We start from the raw sequence: 17,403 nt of genomic DNA on the forward strand, positions 1-17,403 counted from the left end.
TCCCCTCGCCCCGAGAATCGAGCACTTCGCCTTCCGGCCAAGGGTGATCACTATCGCTCTTCCAGAATGGCCAGGCCAACGAAATGCAGTACGAGGATCGGCCAGATCTTCATCAATGGGCCGAGCGGCTCGCGCCAAAGCTCCGGCAGGAGGATTGTCCCGGCTACGACGTAGAACAGCGCCAACGCGATCGCTCCGTAGAGACCGGCGCGCGACGTGGACCGGCGCGCGATCGCCAGGCCAATGAGAATGTCCGCCAGCGCGCCGGCGACCACCCCGGGTCCGGCAAGCGGTCCCGTGCCCGCTCGCAGCATCAGTTCCACGCCTTCCGTATAGCCGATGGTGAGCGAAATAATGCCGGTGGCCAGCCAGAAAAGCGATAGGACGACGAATATGACGGGCTTCAGGAAAAAGAGCTTGGCGAACCAGCGCTCCTGAACGCTGGCGGGATCCCGCGCCAGGTGCCCGGACAGGGTGGAGGGTTCTATGCCGGTGATCTCTTTCCATGGCTCGGGGTCGCCGATCGCGCCGCGCCGGATCTCCTTTTGCGCCGTGCTGCGCACCGGAGGTCGCCAGCCGAGCCAACCTGCAAAGTCGCCGGCGCGGTAGAGCAGGTTGGCCAGGAAATCCGGCAGAACGAATCTCTTTGCCGGTGGCCAGCTGAGCCACCTTCGGTAGTGTGTAACCACATCAGACATGGAGAGCCGCTCGGGGCCGGCGAGTTCCACGGTCATCTGGGACGGGGCTGAAGGCTGCACGAAGAAAGCCACTGTGGCGGTGACGTCATCCAGTGTGACGACCTGCAGCGGACCGGTTTGGTTCATTTGCGGCAGAAGCGGCAAGGCGGAAAGCCCGCGAAACAGGGCGCTGGCGCCAAAAACCGCACGACCGAGCACCACTGAAGGCCGCAGGATCACCCAATCGAGATCGCGGTCCATGAGAAGCCGATCCCCTCTGAGCTTGCTGGCGGAAAAGGCAGAAGGCTGCTCTCGGTCCACGCCAATGGCTGAAAAGTGGATCACCCGGCGAATACCGCGCTGTTCACAGGCCCGAAACAGCGTTGCCACGCCGGTCGCATGCACCCTCTCAGGGTGCTCGCGCGGATTCTCCTGGAGAGCGCCGACGCAATTGACGACTGCCTGAATACCCCTCAGATGCGGCAGCCAGACCCGAACACCCACCGCCTGCGCCACGTCGACCGGGACCACGGCGGCAACTCCGGACGGAACCGGACCGCTGCCGGGCCGCACCACCGCTACCACCTCGTGTCCTTCCTCCGAAAGGCGCGCGCATATGGCCGAGCCAATCAGGCCGGACGCGCCTGTGACCATAATTCTCATGCACCCTCGTCGTCCTCATCCGGCGCAGAGCGTTGCTGCAGGGGCGCAACGGCGGGACCGGAAATGACTTCGCCCAATTCATCGAAGCGGGAACCATGGCAGGAGCAATCCCAGGTCCGGTCGATCGCATTCCATCCAAGAGCGCAACCCATATGCGTGCACACCGCCGAATGGGCGATCAGCGTTCCCTTCTCATCCCGCCGCACGGCAAGCAGGTCGCCGCCGTGAGAAACGATCCCCGCCTCCCCTGGTGCAATGCTTTTCACCGGAACGGAGGCACGTTGCAGAAGACGTTCGCCAAACAGGTTTGCCGCCGCTTCGAGATTGCCTTTGGTGAATTCGACAGCCCCCGAAACCGGTTTGATTCTCGTTGAATCAAACAGCATCGCGGCCTCGTTGGTCCTGCCCAGAAGACGATCGGCCAAAATGTCCGCAGCCACTACTCCCTGACTGATTCCCCAGGCGTCGAAGCCCGTTGCGACCAACAGCTTGCTATCGCGCTCGGCCGGTCCGACAAAGGCGGCGCCATCCATGGGGCGGAAATCCTCGTTCGTCCAGCAATGGGAGAATTCTTCGATACCGAAATGCTGCCGGAGAAACGCGCGCAAATCCGTCAGCATGTCCTGTTGCTGCTTTGTGTCTCCGCCTTTGTACTCCCCACCGACGGCGATTAGGTAGGTTTTCCCGTCCCTTTCAGCGGTCCGCAGCGAATGGGAGGGGCTGCCCACGCTGATGAACATACCATCGAGTCGCCTATCCGGCGGCAGCGGTGCGGCCACAATGGGGTGAGCAAAAGGAAAGGCTTTGGCGAAATGCAAACCCTCATTGATGATCGGCATTTGCGTGGCAAAAATGACGTGCTGCGCCGTGACGGTTCGGCCATTCACTTCCAGATGGCAGCGTGAACCTTCTCCCCAACTGGTGACCCTGCTTTGCTCGTAAATCGGCGTCTCATGGCCCACCAACCCGGCCAGTCCGAGAATGTATCGATAGGGATCGAATTGGAACTGACCGCGATACTTGAGCAGCGCCGTGGTGGGAAACGGCAGCCCGGCATCATGCACCAGATCGGCAGGAAGACCGAGCGAACGGGCGGCTTCCGCCTCCTGTTCGAGCTGCAGAGCCTCCTTGTCGTCAACGGCATAAATATAGGCGTCGCGCTGCTCGAGCCCCGCTTTGCCTTCCATGCTTTCGGCCAGGCGAGCGATCTCGAGGATGGCACCCTCATTGGCGTCGGCATAGGCCAATGCGCCTTCGCGGCCGAACGACCGGATGAGCTTTTCGTATTTGCGCCCGTGTTGGGTCGTCACCTTGGCAGTTGAACGCCCGGTGGCCTGCTGGCCGATCCTCCGCGCCTCGAGCACCACCGTGCGCAGTCCCGACCCCTTCAGCCGGTAGGCACAGTGCATGCCCACGATACCGCCGCCCACGATGGCGACATCGACCTCGAGATCTTCGCCCAGGGCAGGATAGCTTGGCGCTTCCACCTCGTCGGACCAGAACGGAAAATTCTTTTCCATCAAAACCTCATCTTCTACTCGTCACATCGCCGCCGTCCGCGCCCTGAAAGTGCTCCGAAAACAAGCCTTTGCATATCAAACTCGTGCTCCGTTGGGCCCCAAACCGACAGCGCCAGTGAAAGTTCCGGAGCCATGACACCCGCGACCGCCGGTGTAAGGTACTTACTCACGCGGCCGGAAAGCGTCTTCTCTGGGCTACCCATGAACCTGCAGCCATTCCCCCGGCGATCGCGCCGAAGACGGCAGCGATCGACCGCCGGGAAATCGCACGCTCCCATCCCGGCCTGAGGCGCTTCGGAACGACCCGGTAATCGAAGAAGGCGGCGAAGGCGGAAAGTGCGGATGCCGTAGACAGCAGGTGAAGAGGATGACGCCGCGGACCGGCCTTCAGCCAGAGCGAAAGCGGAAGCGCCCAGAAGAAGCACGCAGCGATATTGGTGATCACGCCGACGCCGGTCCGGCGCGGATCGAACCGTGTGACGGAAGCAGCGGTTTCGCCATAGATCCAGTGGCTGGTGGCGTTCATCGGCTGGAAGGCGCTGCGTCCCTCGCATCGCGCCGCAATGGCCAGAGCCGCTACGCAGGCAATCCCTGCCATACTCCCGCTATAAAACGCATATCGTGCCATGCCCATGCGATGTTCCCCGATGCAGTGTCAACGGCCAAGCCCAACGAACCGCACAGCATGGCCATGTGTTCCACGGTTCACCGCACACCGAGGGAACAAGGCGCACATCGATCCGTTGGTCCGTCAGGACGGAACGGGTTCACGTGGGCCTTCTACGGCTCGCGCATCCTAAGGTTTTATGTTGAACTGAAAGCAATTCCACCGGAGGCTCCAGATTGAGTATCAGGGAAGACATGCCGCCGGCACAGCCGGTCGCTTCTCGAGCCTCGCGCATTGTCATCGTCGGGGCCGGCTTCGCCGGACTTCAGGCGGCCAAGGAACTGGGACGTGCGGGCGTGCCCGTCGTGTTGCTCGACCGGCAGAATCACCATCTCTTCCAGCCGCTCCTATACCAGGTTGCCACTGCCGCGCTTTCGGCCACGGACATTGCCGAGCCGATCCGCAAGGTCCTGCGCCGCCAGGAGAGCGTTCAGGTCCTGCTCGGCGAAGTGAAGGATATCGATACCGGCTGCAAGACGCTGAAGCTGTCAGATGGCTCGACCGTCGATTACGATTACCTGGTGCTGGCGACCGGTGCGACGCACAGCTACTTCGGGCGCGACGAATGGGGCCGCCGGGCGCCTGGTCTCAAGACACTGGCCGATGCCAGGCAAGTCCGTGCGAAGGCCCTGCTAGCGTTCGAGCGTGCCGAGCGGACGATCGACCCCGATGAGCAGGCGCGGCTGATGACAATAGCCGTGGTCGGCGGCGGCCCCACGGGCGTAGAGCTTGCCGGCTCGCTGGCCGAACTCAGCCGCTTCACCCTGACGCGCGATTTCAGGAGTGTCCGGCCGGAGAGCGCCAGAATCATGCTGATCGAGGCCGGACCGCGCATTCTGTCGTCCTTCTCGGAAAAGATCTCCGACTATGCTCACCGACGGCTCGAGAAGCTAGGCGTGGAAGTCTACACCGAGATGCCGGTGGAGGATATTCGCGAAGAGGAGATCACCTTCGGTGGAAAGACCGCTCCAGTCGGCCTCGTCCTTTGGGCGGCGGGTGTCGCGGCATCCCCGCTTGGCGCGATGATCGGTGCGGAGACGGACCGGGCGGGCCGCGTGCTCGTGGATGAAACGCTCAAGGCGCGTGGAGCGGACAACGTCTTCGTGCTCGGAGACGTGGCCAATTTCACCGGTAAGGACGGCAAACCGCTCCCCGGCCTGGCGCAGGTGGCCAAGCAGCAGGGAAGTCATCTTGGCCGCAGCCTCGCAAGACACCTGAAGGACGGCAAACCGCTGGAGCCGTTCGAATATCACAGCCGGGGCAATACGGCGATCATCGGCCGCCATGCCGGCGCTTTCGAGCGTGGAAACTTTGCCCTTACCGGCTGGTTCGCGTGGCTCGCCTGGGCGCTCATTCACGTCTACCTGCTGGTGGGCTTTCATCACCGACTCATGGTTTCGATGCAGTGGCTGTGGCGCTATGTTACTTTCGAGCGAGGCGCACGCGTGATGACCGACGAGGCCTTCGACCTGCACAGGGGAAGAAAACCCCCAGCCAAGCAAAGGGTGGCGGGCGAAACCATGACCGATCACAAGCCAGACAAATCCAGCGGGTGAAATCGCAACGTATGACTTGAGGGGGAACAATGCTGTTCGCCGCTCGTTCGGGCGCCATGTTCCCAATGGAGGCGTTTGATGTTCTACACTGATAACAAACTGCAGTATCCCGTCCGCGTCGAACAGCCCAATCCGGTCTTCGCCCGCGCTCTTCAGCAGGCGATCGGCGGTGTGGAGGGGGAAATCCGCGTTGCGATGCAATACATGTTCCAGGCATGGGGCGCGCGAGGAGATCCGAAATACCGCGACCTCCTCCTCAATACGGCGACGGAGGAGCTGGGTCACATCGAGATGCTCGCGACTGCCGTGGCACTTAACCTGGAGAATGCGCCCCTTTCGATGCAGGAAGAAGCGTCCGCCGACCCGGTGGGCGGCGCCGTTCTCAACGGCATGAACATGCGTCATATCCTGTCGACCGGCCTTGCTGCGCTTCCCGAGAATGCCAATGGCGTACCCTTTAACGCCTCCCACGTCTATGCCTCGGGAAATCTCGGCGCGGACATGTTCGCCAATGTCACGGCCGAAGCGACCGGACGCACCCTGGCGGTTCGCCTCTACAATATGACCGATGATCCTGGCATGAAGGACATGCTGTCTTTTCTGATCGCCCGCGACACCATGCACCAGAACCAGTGGATGGCCGCGATCGAAGAGATGGGAGGACTCGAGGAGGTCATGCCCATTCCCAACAGCTTCCCGCAGGACCAGGAGAACCAGGATTTCAATTATTCCTACCTCGGGTTCCAGCAGGACGGCAGTGAGCCGGTGCAGGGGCGCTGGAGCGAGGGCGAGTCGATCGACGGGAACGGTCAGTTCTCCTCGCAGCCGATGGAACCGGTTGGCGAAGAGCCCCAGCTCGGCCGCGCGCGGCCGAATTCCGGCGCTCAGGCAGAGCAGCTATAGGAGCCGACAAACAATGGATCGACGACTATTTCTCACCGGAATCGGTGGCGGACTGGCCGGCACGCTGACCGGCGTGCGGGCCGAAGAAAAAAACGCACCGGCGGGCAAGGCATTGCTTTCGACCTATGTGACCAATGTCGGAGACCTCCTGGGAACGGACCCCGTGCCGGTAGGCCGCAACGCGCCTCTCGCGCTGACGCGCGTGCACGACCGCGACTATGACAAAACCACAATTGCCGTGGCGACCTTGAAAGGCCGTGTCATAGGCTATCTGCCGACGAACCAATCCCGCATTATGGCGCCGCTTCTGGATGCGGGAATGCAGGCGAGCGCGCGGGTCGCCGAGGTGAAAAATTATCCGCGCCCCGCTGTTCGCATCGAAATCGCCCTCTCGCCAGCATCGAGTGCCTGAAGAGGGTAGTCGACCGCGCGGCCGCCGTTCCGCCGCGCGGTCCTGCCTCCCGGATTGGAGTTCATGACGCGATCGCAATCCGCCATCCCCGCCACCCGCGAGTTCGACAGCACGTTGGCGTTGCTGAGAGAAGGGTATCTCTTCGTCGGTCGGCGGTGCGAGGACCTTCACAACGATCTTTTCAGGACGCGGCTGATGCTTTCCCCGGTGGTCTGTATGCGCGGACCCTCAGCGGCCGGACAATTCTACCGGGAAGGCCGTTTCACGCGGCAGGGCGCGCTTCCGCCCACAACGCTGACACTCCTGCAGGACCGGGGCAGCGTGCAAACACTCGACGGAGACGAACACCGCCACCGCAAGCAGATGTTCATGGACCTCATGGACAGCGGCAGCCTGGATCGCGCAGTCACCATCTTTCGAGACGAGTGGAACACGGCGGCCGAATCGTGGGTGGGAAGCAGAATTGTCCTGCATGATGAGGTGCGCGCGATCCTGACGCGCACAGCCTTGCGCTGGTGCGGCATTCCGCTCGACGAGGTACAGCCGGAGCAGCGCACCGCGGAGTTCTCGGCAATGATCGAGGGTGCCGGCAGCATCGGACCCTATTATTTGCGGGCGCGGCTGCTGCGGGCACGCTCTGAGCGGTGGGCGCAGGGCGCCGTTCAGGCAATTCGCGAAGGGCGGCTGCCGGTGGCCCGCGGCTGTCCGGCCGAACGTTTAGCGCTTCACCGGGACCTTTCCGGTGAGTTGTTGAACGCCAAGATTGCCGCTGTAGAGTTGATCAACCTCCTGCGGCCGATGGTGGCAATCGCCCGCTTCATAATCTTCGCCGCCCATGCTCTTCATGAAAACAGGGGCGAGGCCGAGCGGCTCGGCAAAGAGCCGGCGAGCGATGCCCTGACCGCCTTTGTTCAGGAGGTTCGGCGCTTCTACCCCTTTTTTCCGCTGATCGGCGGTCGCGTACGCGAGCCTTTCACCTGGCGCAGGCACCGTTTCGCGCCCGGCGACTGGGTCGTGCTTGATCTCTACGGAACCGATCACCATCCCGAGACATGGCACGAGCCGGAAACCTTCCGCTCGCAACGTTTCCGCGACTGGAAGGGAAATGCCTACTCTTTCATCCCGCAGGGTGGCGGCGGATTCATGAAAGAGCACCGCTGCCCCGGCGAATGGCTGACGATCGCATTGACCGCAGAAGCGGTACGGCGCCTGCTTGCGATGGACTACGAGGTACCCGACCAGGATCTGAGCATTCCGATGAACCGGCTGCCGACCCGCCCGAAAAGCGGGTTTATGATGGATGTAAGGCCGCATTGAACGGTGGAACATGCACGCCTTACGGGGGTTCGGTCCGCACGCAATATGGCGCACAGGAGAACTTACATGTACCGCACGATGCTCGCCGCAGGCACGGCTCTGGCCCTTCTCTTCGCTTTTCCGGCGATGGCGCAAGATGACGGGCAGGAGCCCAGCGCTGACGAAACAACCACAGCAGACTCCGACGATATCGATACACCCGCGGTTACGGCCAGTACTCCCGAGGAGTTCGTAACCATGGCGGCGCATTCGAACATGTTCGAGATCGAATCCAGCCGGATCGCTCTGGAACGTGCACAGGATCCCGATATACGCGATTTTGCCCAGCAGATGATCGACGATCATACCACGGCATCCGAGGAACTGACGCAGGCGGCCGAAGCCGACGGTATCACCGATATTCCGCAGACGCTGGATGAACGCCATCAGCAGCTTATGGAGCGCCTTCAGGACGCATCGGCGGATATCTTCGACAATCGATATCTCCAGATGCAGATCACCGCGCATGAAGAAGCGATCGCGTTGTTCGAGAGCTTTGCCACCGAAGAAGGTGCACTGGGAGATTTCGCTGAAGCGACGCTTCCTACATTGCAGGAGCACCTGGATATGGTCAGTGACTTAGCCTTGTAAACCTGCGGCAGTAAAGGAGACAGGGAAATGGCAGATATCGATGAACGCCTGAACCAATGGCTGCGCGATGCACATGCGATGGAGCAGCAGGCCGAGCAGATGTTGGAAGCGCAGGCACGCAGGATCGAGAACTATCCCGAGTTGAAAGAACGGATCGAGCGGCACATCACCGAGACGCGCTCGCAAAAGGAAAAACTCGAAACGCGGCTGGCCGCGCGGAACACATCCGCATCCGGGATGAAGGACATCGCCGGGCAGTTCTCGGCCATGATGCAAGGCGTGGGTGGCGCACTCGCCGACGATGAGGTCGCCAAGGGAATACTGGCCAGCTACACCTTCGAACATATGGAGATCGGCTCTTACCGAATGCTCGTCGCGGCGGCCGAAGCTGCAGGCGATACTGAAACGGCACGCGTATGCGAAGAGATCTGCCGCGAGGAGGAAGCGATGGCATCCTGGCTTGAAGATCACATGTCGGAGATCACGCGTGCCTATCTCATGCGCGAGGAAGTCTCACCCGAAGCGGCGAAACGGTGACCGAATGAATCTGTCGAAGAGATCGACAGCTGAGGTGCTCGAAGACCATCTGCAATGCAGGATGGCCGGTCGTATCGAGGACGACATCGAACGCAACTTCGCGCCCGATGTCGTCCTTATGACCGCCAAGGGAATGAGAAAAGGACACGACGCCGTGCGTAGCTTCAACCGGATGTTGCGCGAGCATGTTCCGGACGAGTACATCTTCCCCCTCAAATTGGTTGACGGGCCGTTCGCCTTCATAGAGTGGCGGGCGCGCGAACCCGGCCGCAGCGTCGAAGACGGGGCCGACAGCTTCGTCATCGAGAACGGGCGGATCATATTTCAGAGCATCCACTACTCGCTCCAGGAAACGATGCCCGGCTAACACTCGGCACATCCCATCCAGGCGAGCGAGAACGAATCGACTGCGGGCGAGCATGTTCTTTTTGCGTGCGAACAGGTCTTGCCCTCAGGCCGAAGACACATCATATTCATGCTACGCATGCTGGACTCCCGCCAGCGGCGAGCGGCCGTGTGGCCGACACCCGACGGGAGAGTAGCAAGAGAAGAGGAATACATGGCTGATCTTCGTAATTATCAGGCCCGTGTGGCGCCCGGCGCACGCGCGGACGCGGCCATAGACGAGGGCCTGCGAGCCTATATGATTCGGGTTTACAACCTGATGGCGCTGGGTCTCACGATCACCGGCGTGGCGGCTTTCGCCACGGCACAGATGGCAATGACGAACCCGGCATTCGCACAGGTGATGTATGGAAGCCCGCTACGCTGGGTGGTCATGCTCGCGCCGCTCGGACTGGTGTTTTTCCTCAGCGCGCGCATTCATAAGATGAGCGTATCGGCTGCGCAGACTTCCTTCTGGGTCTTCGCGGGCGTGATGGGACTGTCGCTGTCCTCGATTTTTCTTGTCTATACGGGCGAGAGCATCGTGCGGACCTTCTTTATCACGGCTGCGTCCTTCGGTGCGCTGTCGCTGTGGGGCTATACAACCAAGCGTGACCTTTCGGGCATGGGCTCTTTCCTGTTCATGGGGCTGGTCGGCCTGATCATCGCGATGATCGTCAATATGTTTCTTGGTTCCTCGGCACTGCAGTTCGCGATCTCCGTAATCGGTGTGCTGATTTTCGCCGGCTTGACGGCCTACGATACGCAGCAGATCAAGGAAATGTATTACGAGGGCGACAGCCAGCTCGTCGCCGGCCGCAAAGCCATCATGGGCGCACTACGGCTCTACCTCGACTTCATCAACCTGTTCATGTTCATGCTCCAGTTCCTCGGCAATCGCGAGTAATGGCAGGCTGATAATCGGATAGAAGGGCGGTCTACGGGCCGCCCTTTTCTTTTGCCGCGACGCGTGCGATGAAGCTGCAAAATCGCAGTTTAGAATAAGCGCCATGCCCATTGTTACGGTCCGCCCGGCCGAACCGAGCGATATCGATGCCATAACCCGGATCTATGCCGACGCGGTCGAGAATGGCACCGCAAGCTACGAACTCGTCGCGCCGGATCGCGAGGAGATGAAAGGCCGTTTTGACGGGCTCGTCTCGCGCGGCTATCCCTTTTTTGTGGCGCAGGAGGATAACCGCGTCCTCGGTTACGCCTATGCGGGACCGTTTCGGGAGCGCCCTGCCTATCGCTTTATGGTCGAGGATTCGATCTATATAGCCCCGGACGCGCAAGGGCGCGGTATTGGCCGGCGCCTGATGTCGGCACTTATCGAAGAGTGCCGGACGCTCGGTTTCCGACAGATCGCCGCGGTGATCGGCGACGGCTCGCCTGAGAGCGCCTCCGTACGCCTGCACGAGGCCCTCGGTTTCCGCCACACGGGCGTACTCGAAGGTAGCGGATACAAGCACGGCCGCTGGCTCGACACCACCTTCATGCAGCTTGAGCTCAATGGCGGTGCATCGAAACCGCCGGACCCGGAATCGTCGGCTGACAAGATGTTCAAGCGGCCGCGGTGATCAGGTCCCCGCAAGCCGCAGCTTGCGGTCGAAGACCGTCAGCACACGATCAAGATCGTGCCCACGCTTGAGAATGGCGCCCGATGCTGCAACGACGCTATAGGCGCCCTGCTTGCGTGCGAGTTTCGGGTCCTTGACGATCTGGAACAGCGGCACCTCACTCGTTCGGCGGAAAACCGAAAAGACGGCCCTGTCCTTCAAATGGTCGATTGCGTAGTCGCGCCATTCTCCCGCCGCGACCATCTGCCCGTAAAGTCGGAGGATCTTGTCCAACTCTCGGCGGTGAAATGTAACCGGAACGTTCAGCCGGGCCCGCCGTGCCTCGCTGAACGAGATGAGCTTTGAGGAATCGTCTCGATCCTCCCCACCGCTTCCAAATTCGGTCATTCCGCATGCCCTTTGACAGTTTTGTAAAGGAAAAGTGACCCGCCATGGGGCGAATTGCAACCCCTGCTACAGCGGGTACGACCCCTCCGTTCTCACGAAAGAAAAACGAGGTGTTGGATATGGTGACCGACCTGCCGCATTCTCGCCATTTTCTGTCCAAGCTCCCGCCTGATTTTGTAGCGACCATCCGCGCGTTGCCTGAGAAGGTTCGATTCGGAAACGGCACCGTACCCCAAGCCCCCCCGCCCACGGGGTCGTGGCCGGATCGAACCAACTCGGGCATCGCTTCGCTTCTGGCAAGTGATATCGGGCGCCGGTTCAGGACAGTTCCTGGACCGGCGTTCCGGTATGTGCACACGAAAATGTATGGGATGACCCTAGCTAGGCAAGTTGCTGCGCGCCGTGCTCCGATAGGTGCACGTCAACCGCCAAGGCACCTGCGTTCGTTCTACGGCGTTGAGGTGCAACACAATTTGCCGGCTGCGGCACGGGCCGGCGACGGCGGCGAAAAAGATGGATTCCTCAACCACCGGCTCCAGCCCGTCACAGGAGAAGGACCACGTGTCGGTGCCTTCGCCAGCGAGATAAAGCATGCCCTCGTCATCCCGGTAAAGCTCGATATCCGGGTGGATATGAAAACGCAGGGCAACGACCGCACTCTGTTCCGGCGCGCTGCCATCGGGTCGGTGAAAACGATCCACCCCATCGATCCGCAGGCCATCCGGCGAGAGGGTCAGCCTGCGTTCGTGGATCAGGCCGAACCGGTCGGCATAGCCATCGTGGCTGGCGATGAAGCCCAGCATGCCGGCATCGTCGATGCGGCGGCAGGCTACACTGCGGGGACCTTTAACGAGTGGTGTGCCGATCCAGTCGTCCCAGCCGGCGGGCAGAGCGAAGCGGGCTTGTGAGGTGTCATTGACGGTAGCCGTGGTATGGGCAGCTGTTGCCCGCGCGAGAGGGCGGAAAGCTTCCTCGCCGAAGCTGTCGACGCCGCAGTTTACGATGAACTGGTGGCGCCCCGACGACATCTCGAAGGACAGACACCCGGCATTGGCCATACTGGACAGTTCCGGCGCGGGTGGCGCGGCGGTGTCGGCGATGACCGTCGTGGTGCCGGTGGCCAACCGCTCGTAGCCGGAATAAGGCGCGTGTGACAGCGGAGCGCCGACCGTATCGTCATGGCGCAGGATGGCGGCCACGCGGTCATGGACCGTCACCCCCATGCCGTTGAAGCGGGCCAGCGTGCCGTCGCGATGGCGGAAGAACCTGAGGGCCGGCAGCATGCGCTCCACGGCGCCCACGAGGGCCTCGGAGGGCGGCTCCGACTGGTTGGCATAGGTCTGGCGTAGCGGCAGGAGGTCGGCCAAAAGCTCAATGATGGCGCGGGGATTGCGCGAGCTGTGACCGCCGTCGGGCAGGATCTGCCGTTCAAGCTCGCTGCTCAAATTCCGCGTGGCATTGCGCAGGGCCGATATCGGGGTCGGTAGCGAGAGGGCGGCGAAGGCAAGGGCCATGCGGGCGCGCAGCTTTTCCTCGCCATCCGGCATCTCCCCTGCAACGGAGCGCAGAAAGCGAACCTGAATGGCGATCGTTTTGAGAAATTGACGATAGGCGGCCAGATCCGCTCCTTGGAGCACGACGGCCGAATGCTGGAGCCAAGCGATAATGCGGCGGGCGACAACGGCCGGGTTCCAGGCCACGCCGGAGATCCGCCGGCCGTGAGTACCGATCCAATCGGCAACGAGCGCGCGAGCGTTAGCAGAAGCAAGATCGCTGCGGGCGGCATTCAGGTGCCGCAGCCAGCGGAAACCATGCAGCTCTTCGAGCCAGGCCTGGTTGCGCACGTCCATTTGGAAGGGCGATTGACCACCGGTTTCCACCAACTGCCCGGCCAGCAGAAAACGTCCATGATAGATTTCACGCGCGATCTGGGGATCGGCGAGCCGCAAGTCGGGCGGGGCTATGAGCAGCCTTTCGGGCGTACGTCCGGTATAGCGCCAGCGATAGGCTGGCCCCGCCCGCAGACGACGCCGCACGCGTCGCCATGCCTGGCGGGCCGCTAGGTCCCACAATTGCGGATTGAAACCGCTGGCCATTCGATAAACCGCACCTAGTGAATGCTGCTCCGCCATGTGCCGCTGGAGCATTGTCCCACCCAAGAGTCTAGATGATTCAAGAGTTTGTGCGAAGGAGAATTTGTTATTTTGCGCGTTTCAACCGCGCTGCGAAGAAGCCATCCACATTGTTGAGCCGTCCGCGCTCCTCGTTGCTCACGGGCAGTGTTCGCAGGAAGCCCTGAGGGGTAACGAATTGTTCTGCGCCGGGCAGCTCGGCGGGGTGGACGGGGTCGAGTTCCACATCGTTTCGTTCGGCAATAACTTCCGCAACCAGGTTTTCCCCCTCCTCCGGAACAAGCGAGCAGTTTGCGAAGACCACCGTTCCGCCGGGCTTTACCTGCTCAAATGCCCGCTCGAGCAGGCGCTTTTGCAGGTGCGCCAGCCTGGAAATGTCGTCCGGCGTTTTTGTCCACAGCACATCCGGATGGCGCCGGATCGTGCCGGTGGACGAACAGGGCGCATCGAGTAGGACCGCATCGAACAGCATTTCCGGCGGCCAATTCAGAATGTCCGCCTTGATGATCTCCGCTTCCAGACCGAGACGCGCCAGATTTGACTCGAGGCGTTTCAGGCGGCTTGCGGACTGATCCACGGCAGTCACCTGCGCGCCGGCATGAGCAAGCTCCGCCGTTTTGCCGCCCGGTGCGGCGCAGAGATCGGCAACTTTCAGGCCCGAAACGTTTCCCAGGAGGCGGGCGGGAAGACTGGCCGCAGCATCCTGCACCCACCACGCGCCTTCCGAATAGCCGGCGAGTTCGGGTACAGGCTTGTCCAAACGGTCAAGCCGAACGGACCCGTTTGGCATGACGATCCCGCCAAGACGCTTCGCCCAGATCTCGGGCTCGGATTTGACCGTCAGATCGATCGGCGCCTCGTGACGGTGGGCTTCTAAAATGGCATCGGTCAACTCGGTGCCGTATGCTGCCTCGAGCCGCTCGATCAGCCATTGCGGTGCATCGCGCGTTCCCGCCAGCGCTTTTGGCAACGCATCGGCTTTACCGCGCGCGAGATTGCGCAACACGCCATTGACCAGGCTGGCAAAGCGTACCGTCCGCGGGTCGGCCTTGGCCTGGGTGACGGCCAGATCGACAGCCGCGCTGTCGGGCACGTCGAGGAAAAGGATCTGGGCCGCACCCACATGAAGAATGTGCGAAAGCGAGCGCGCATTGGCCGGCAATGATCTTTGCAGACGTTCGCTCAACAGTTTGTCAATCGTGGATCGATGGCGCAGCGCGCTAACGAGAATGGCGCGGACGAGGGCCCGGTCACGAACCTCCAGCGAAAGATAGTGCGGATGCCCATGCTCGCCGTCTGTTAACGCATCGAGAGGCGTATGTGCGTCCACCACCGCACTGAGCAGCTTCACCGCCGTCTGACGGGCGCGTAGACCGGCTTTGCTCTCCTGGCTCGGTTGCTGACTGGCGCGCTTCTTCCGGGCGGGCTGAGCACGGCGGTCCGTTGTCGCGCTCACGACCACGGACCTTTGCGCTGGCGGCGCGCCTGGACCCATGGACCCTCTATTCCGGAACCGCCGGCAGACGGTGCGCTGGCCGTGCCTCCACCTTGCACCATTGCCTGCAATGCCGCGATCCGGTTGCCCGTGTCGGGGTGTGTTGAGAAGAGATTATCCATGTTCTGGCCCGACAGCGGATTGATGATGAACATATGCGCAGTGCTGGGGTTGCGCTCAGCATCTTCATTAACGATTTGCCGTGCGCTGCGCGCGATCTTATTGAGCGCAGAGGCGAGCCATAGAGGCTGCCCACAGATTTCTGCGCCGCGTCGGTCGGCAGCGTATTCGCGCGTGCGGCTGATGGCCATCTGCACCATCATCGCAGCGAGCGGGGCCACAATGATGGCGATCAGGACTCCGATGAAACCGAGCGGGTTGTTGTTGCGCCCACCGCCGAAGAACAGCGCGAAGTTGGCAAGCATGGAAATGGCGCCGGCAATCGTTGCCGTGATGGTCATGGTCAGCGTGTCACGGTTCTGTACGTGGGCGAGCTCGTGCGCCATGACGCCGGCCACTTCCTCGGGCGAGAGCCGGCTAAGCAGGCCGGTGGTCGCGGCCACAGCCGCGTTTTCCGGATTGCGGCCCGTCGCAAACGCGTTGGGCTGCTGATTCTCGATGATAAAGACGCGGGGCATGGGCAGCCCCGCATTTCGCGCAAGATCCCGCACGATCCCGTAGTACTCCGGCGCGCTGCGCTCATCCACTTCGCGCGCATGGTGCATTTTGAGCACCATCTTCTCGGCATTCCAATAGCTGAACAGGTTCATGCCGGCGGCGACGACAAAGGCGATCATCATGCCGCCCGTGCCGCCCACGAGATAGCCCACGCCCATGAACAGCGCGGTCATGAACGCCAGAAGCATTGCCGTACGAATCATGTTCATCCGAGTGGCTCCGAATCACTGCCCGACCGGTTAAAACGCGTGGTGGGGCGGAAGATACACACCGTTTTGGTCACGAATTGTGACTTGGATTTTGACTTGCCTATATGATGGGAATGCCGTCATGCATATTCAACAAATGGCCGCGCTTTAAACCAGGTGAAAGACATTGAGCGAGAAAGCCGAGAGAAATGCCGAAACCGCACCTCGCCGTAAGGAGTTGTCCGCGCCGGCAAAGCGGGCGTTGAAGGAAGCCGAAGAGCGCCGCCGCCATTACGCCGCGCAGGAAACCCAGGCGCCACGCGAGGTGGGCGGACGGGAAGGACCCGATCCCGCGCGCTATGGCGATTGGGAGGTCAAGGGGATCGCCAGCGACTTCTAGGCTGGCGTATCCCTCGTCGTACGGGCGCGGGCAGCGCGACGCAAAGAAGATATGTGAACATTCGCTTGCCTTCGCGCCATAAGAGGAATATTTTCCTGGTATGGCCTGCCGTATTTTCAGTTTGCTCGCGATTGCCGGTTTCGTTTCGAGCGTTGCCGAAGCGCACGCCTTTGCTGCCGAAGCAATCGCCGGCCCGGTGGAGGCGGAGGTGAAGCGTGTGATAGACGGGGATACCTTCGTTGCCGAGGCGCGAATCTGGCCAGGTCACACGGTGATGGTCAGCGTGCGTATTCGCGGCGTGGATGCGCCGGAAGTGAGGACGCGCTGCACTGCAGAAAAGCAGGCCGGGAATAAATCACGAGATGAACTGGAAGCACTGATCGGCGAGCGCATCGTGACCATCCGCAATATTACGGGTGACAAATTCTTCGGACGCGTGTTGGCCGATGTGTCTGCACCGGATGGTAAATCCGTGTCCGGATACTTGCTGGCGAACGCGCTCGCGCGCCCTTATGCGGGCGGCAAGCGCGTCGGCTATTGCGGCTGAGTCCCTATTCTTTGTCCTCGCCCTCGTCGTCGTCCTCGTCTTTTGACTTGAGCGAAGACAGCTTGGCAAAGACCGCGTCTGCGTCGAGCTCTTCATCCTGCGATCCGGAGTCTTCCGGCCGTCCCTCTTCCATCGGAAGGTCTTCGGTCTCGGAAGCCGGCAGCAGGGTATCACCGGTGGGTGCGGCCGGCGGCTGATTGCGCGCAGCACGGCCGACTTCCAGGTCGAGATCGATCTGCGAGCACAGACCAAGTGTCACCGGATCCATCGGCACCAGATTGGCCGAATTCCAATGCGTCCGGTTCCGGATCTGCTCGATGGTCGACTTTGTGGTGCCCACAAGGCGCGAAACCTGCGCATCCTTCAGCTCGGGATGATTACGAACCAGCCAGAGGATCGCGTTCGGCCGGTCCTGGCGCTTGGAAAGCGGTGTGTAGCGCGGCCCCTTGCGCTTGCTCTCCGGCACCCGCACCTTCGGCTCCGAAAGCTTGAGCTTATGGTCGGGGTTCGCCTCGCCGCGCGCGATCTCCTCACGCGTGAGCTGTCCCGTCATCACCGGGTCCATGCCCTTGATACCTTGCGCCGCGTCGCCATCGGCAATCGCACTTACTTCCAGCGGGTGGAGCCTGCAGAAGTCGGCGATCTGATCGAACGTCAATGCGGTGTTGTCCACCAGCCAAACGGCGGTCGCCTTAGGCATAAGAAGCGAATTGGCCATTGCAAATAATCC

At 61.6% G+C, this 17,403-nt stretch carries 19 protein-coding genes; 11 read left to right on the forward strand and 8 right to left on the reverse strand.

The genetic code is table 11. From position 1 onward, the window contains the following. Positions 1-50: 50 nt before the first annotated feature. The 3 genes from LY631_RS00615 to LY631_RS00625 form a co-directional block, all read right to left on the reverse strand. The gene (locus LY631_RS00615; protein ID WP_274423172.1) at positions 51-1,340 is read right to left on the reverse strand and encodes an SDR family oxidoreductase; all 1,290 of its coding nucleotides are present in this window, start codon (positions 1,338-1,340) and stop codon (positions 51-53) included. Continuing rightward, positions 1,337-2,860 (reverse strand): FAD-dependent oxidoreductase, encoded by a 1,524-nt coding sequence (locus LY631_RS00620; protein WP_274423173.1) that lies wholly within the window; start codon positions 2,858-2,860, stop codon positions 1,337-1,339. Before LY631_RS00620 ends, LY631_RS00615 begins: the two co-directional genes overlap by 4 nt. A 166-nt stretch (positions 2,861-3,026) precedes the next feature. Then, positions 3,027-3,494, reverse strand: coding sequence for a hypothetical protein (locus LY631_RS00625; RefSeq protein ID WP_274423174.1), 468 nt, complete (start codon positions 3,492-3,494; stop codon positions 3,027-3,029). Between the two features lie 209 nt (positions 3,495-3,703). On the opposite strand from LY631_RS00625, the gene LY631_RS00630 reads away from it, so the two are divergent. From LY631_RS00630 to LY631_RS00670, 9 genes are all read left to right on the forward strand, one after another. Continuing rightward, positions 3,704-5,083, forward strand: coding sequence for an NAD(P)/FAD-dependent oxidoreductase (locus LY631_RS00630; RefSeq protein WP_274423175.1), 1,380 nt, complete (start codon positions 3,704-3,706; stop codon positions 5,081-5,083). Between the two features lie 78 nt (positions 5,084-5,161). Beyond that, positions 5,162-5,986 (forward strand): manganese catalase family protein, encoded by an 825-nt coding sequence (locus LY631_RS00635; RefSeq protein WP_274423176.1) that lies wholly within the window; start codon positions 5,162-5,164, stop codon positions 5,984-5,986. Between the two features lie 13 nt (positions 5,987-5,999). Continuing rightward, positions 6,000-6,398 (forward strand): HIRAN domain-containing protein, encoded by a 399-nt coding sequence (locus LY631_RS00640; RefSeq protein WP_274423177.1) that lies wholly within the window; start codon positions 6,000-6,002, stop codon positions 6,396-6,398. A 63-nt stretch (positions 6,399-6,461) separates the two neighbouring features. After that, positions 6,462-7,715 carry a cytochrome P450 gene (locus LY631_RS00645; RefSeq protein ID WP_274423178.1) on the forward strand — a complete coding sequence of 418 codons (1,254 nt, stop codon included), beginning with the start codon at positions 6,462-6,464 and terminating at the stop codon, positions 7,713-7,715. A gap of 66 nt (positions 7,716-7,781) precedes the next feature. After that, positions 7,782-8,345: a DUF4142 domain-containing protein gene (locus LY631_RS00650; protein ID WP_274423179.1), complete on the forward strand. Its 564-nt coding sequence runs from the start codon at positions 7,782-7,784 to the stop codon at positions 8,343-8,345. Between the two features lie 27 nt (positions 8,346-8,372). Next, positions 8,373-8,882, forward strand: coding sequence for a ferritin-like domain-containing protein (locus LY631_RS00655; protein ID WP_274423180.1), 510 nt, complete (start codon positions 8,373-8,375; stop codon positions 8,880-8,882). Positions 8,883-8,886: 4 nt separating this feature from the next. Continuing rightward, on the forward strand, positions 8,887-9,249 hold the full coding sequence (locus LY631_RS00660) for a nuclear transport factor 2 family protein (RefSeq protein WP_274423181.1): 363 nt from the start codon (positions 8,887-8,889) through the stop codon (positions 9,247-9,249). Positions 9,250-9,441: 192 nt separating this feature from the next. Further along, positions 9,442-10,173 (forward strand): Bax inhibitor-1/YccA family protein, encoded by a 732-nt coding sequence (locus tag LY631_RS00665; protein ID WP_274423182.1) that lies wholly within the window; start codon positions 9,442-9,444, stop codon positions 10,171-10,173. A gap of 103 nt (positions 10,174-10,276) precedes the next feature. Continuing rightward, positions 10,277-10,846: a GNAT family N-acetyltransferase gene (locus tag LY631_RS00670; RefSeq protein ID WP_274423183.1), complete on the forward strand. Its 570-nt coding sequence runs from the start codon at positions 10,277-10,279 to the stop codon at positions 10,844-10,846. Here the strand turns inward: LY631_RS00670 and LY631_RS00675 are convergent, their stop codons facing one another. The 4 genes from LY631_RS00675 to htpX all read right to left on the reverse strand — a co-directional run bounded on the left by LY631_RS00675 (position 10,847) and on the right by htpX (position 15,747). Further along, positions 10,847-11,233 (reverse strand): DUF2794 domain-containing protein, encoded by a 387-nt coding sequence (locus LY631_RS00675; RefSeq protein ID WP_274423184.1) that lies wholly within the window; start codon positions 11,231-11,233, stop codon positions 10,847-10,849. A gap of 377 nt (positions 11,234-11,610) precedes the next feature. After that, a complete protein-coding gene (locus LY631_RS00680; protein ID WP_274423865.1) occupies positions 11,611-13,329 on the reverse strand; it encodes a heparinase II/III family protein in 1,719 nt (572 codons plus the stop codon). Positions 13,330-13,432: 103 nt separating this feature from the next. Continuing rightward, a complete protein-coding gene (locus LY631_RS00685) occupies positions 13,433-14,821 on the reverse strand; it encodes an RsmB/NOP family class I SAM-dependent RNA methyltransferase (protein WP_274423185.1) in 1,389 nt (462 codons plus the stop codon). Next, positions 14,818-15,747, reverse strand: coding sequence for a zinc metalloprotease HtpX (gene htpX / locus LY631_RS00690; RefSeq protein WP_274423186.1), 930 nt, complete (start codon positions 15,745-15,747; stop codon positions 14,818-14,820). The genes LY631_RS00685 and htpX overlap by 4 nt, the downstream gene beginning before the upstream one ends. A 166-nt stretch (positions 15,748-15,913) precedes the next feature. On the opposite strand from htpX, the gene LY631_RS00695 reads away from it, so the two are divergent. Together LY631_RS00695 and LY631_RS00700 are read left to right on the forward strand one after the other, a co-directional pair. Further along, the gene (locus LY631_RS00695) at positions 15,914-16,126 is read left to right on the forward strand and encodes a DUF1674 domain-containing protein (protein ID WP_274423187.1); all 213 of its coding nucleotides are present in this window, start codon (positions 15,914-15,916) and stop codon (positions 16,124-16,126) included. 100 nt (positions 16,127-16,226) lie between these two features. Continuing rightward, positions 16,227-16,673, forward strand: a complete 447-nt coding sequence (locus tag LY631_RS00700) for a thermonuclease family protein (protein ID WP_274423188.1) — start codon at positions 16,227-16,229, stop codon at positions 16,671-16,673. 4 nt (positions 16,674-16,677) lie between these two features. On the opposite strand, the gene LY631_RS00705 is transcribed toward LY631_RS00700, so the two are convergent. Further along, entirely contained in the window at positions 16,678-17,391 is a 714-nt protein-coding gene (locus tag LY631_RS00705; protein WP_274423189.1) for a DUF1013 domain-containing protein, read from the reverse strand. Positions 17,392-17,403: the final 12 nt, after the last annotated feature.

Origin of the sequence: Chelativorans sp. YIM 93263 (assembly GCF_028767125.1) — a bacterium.
Classification (GTDB): Bacteria; Pseudomonadota; Alphaproteobacteria; order Rhizobiales; family Rhizobiaceae; genus Chelativorans.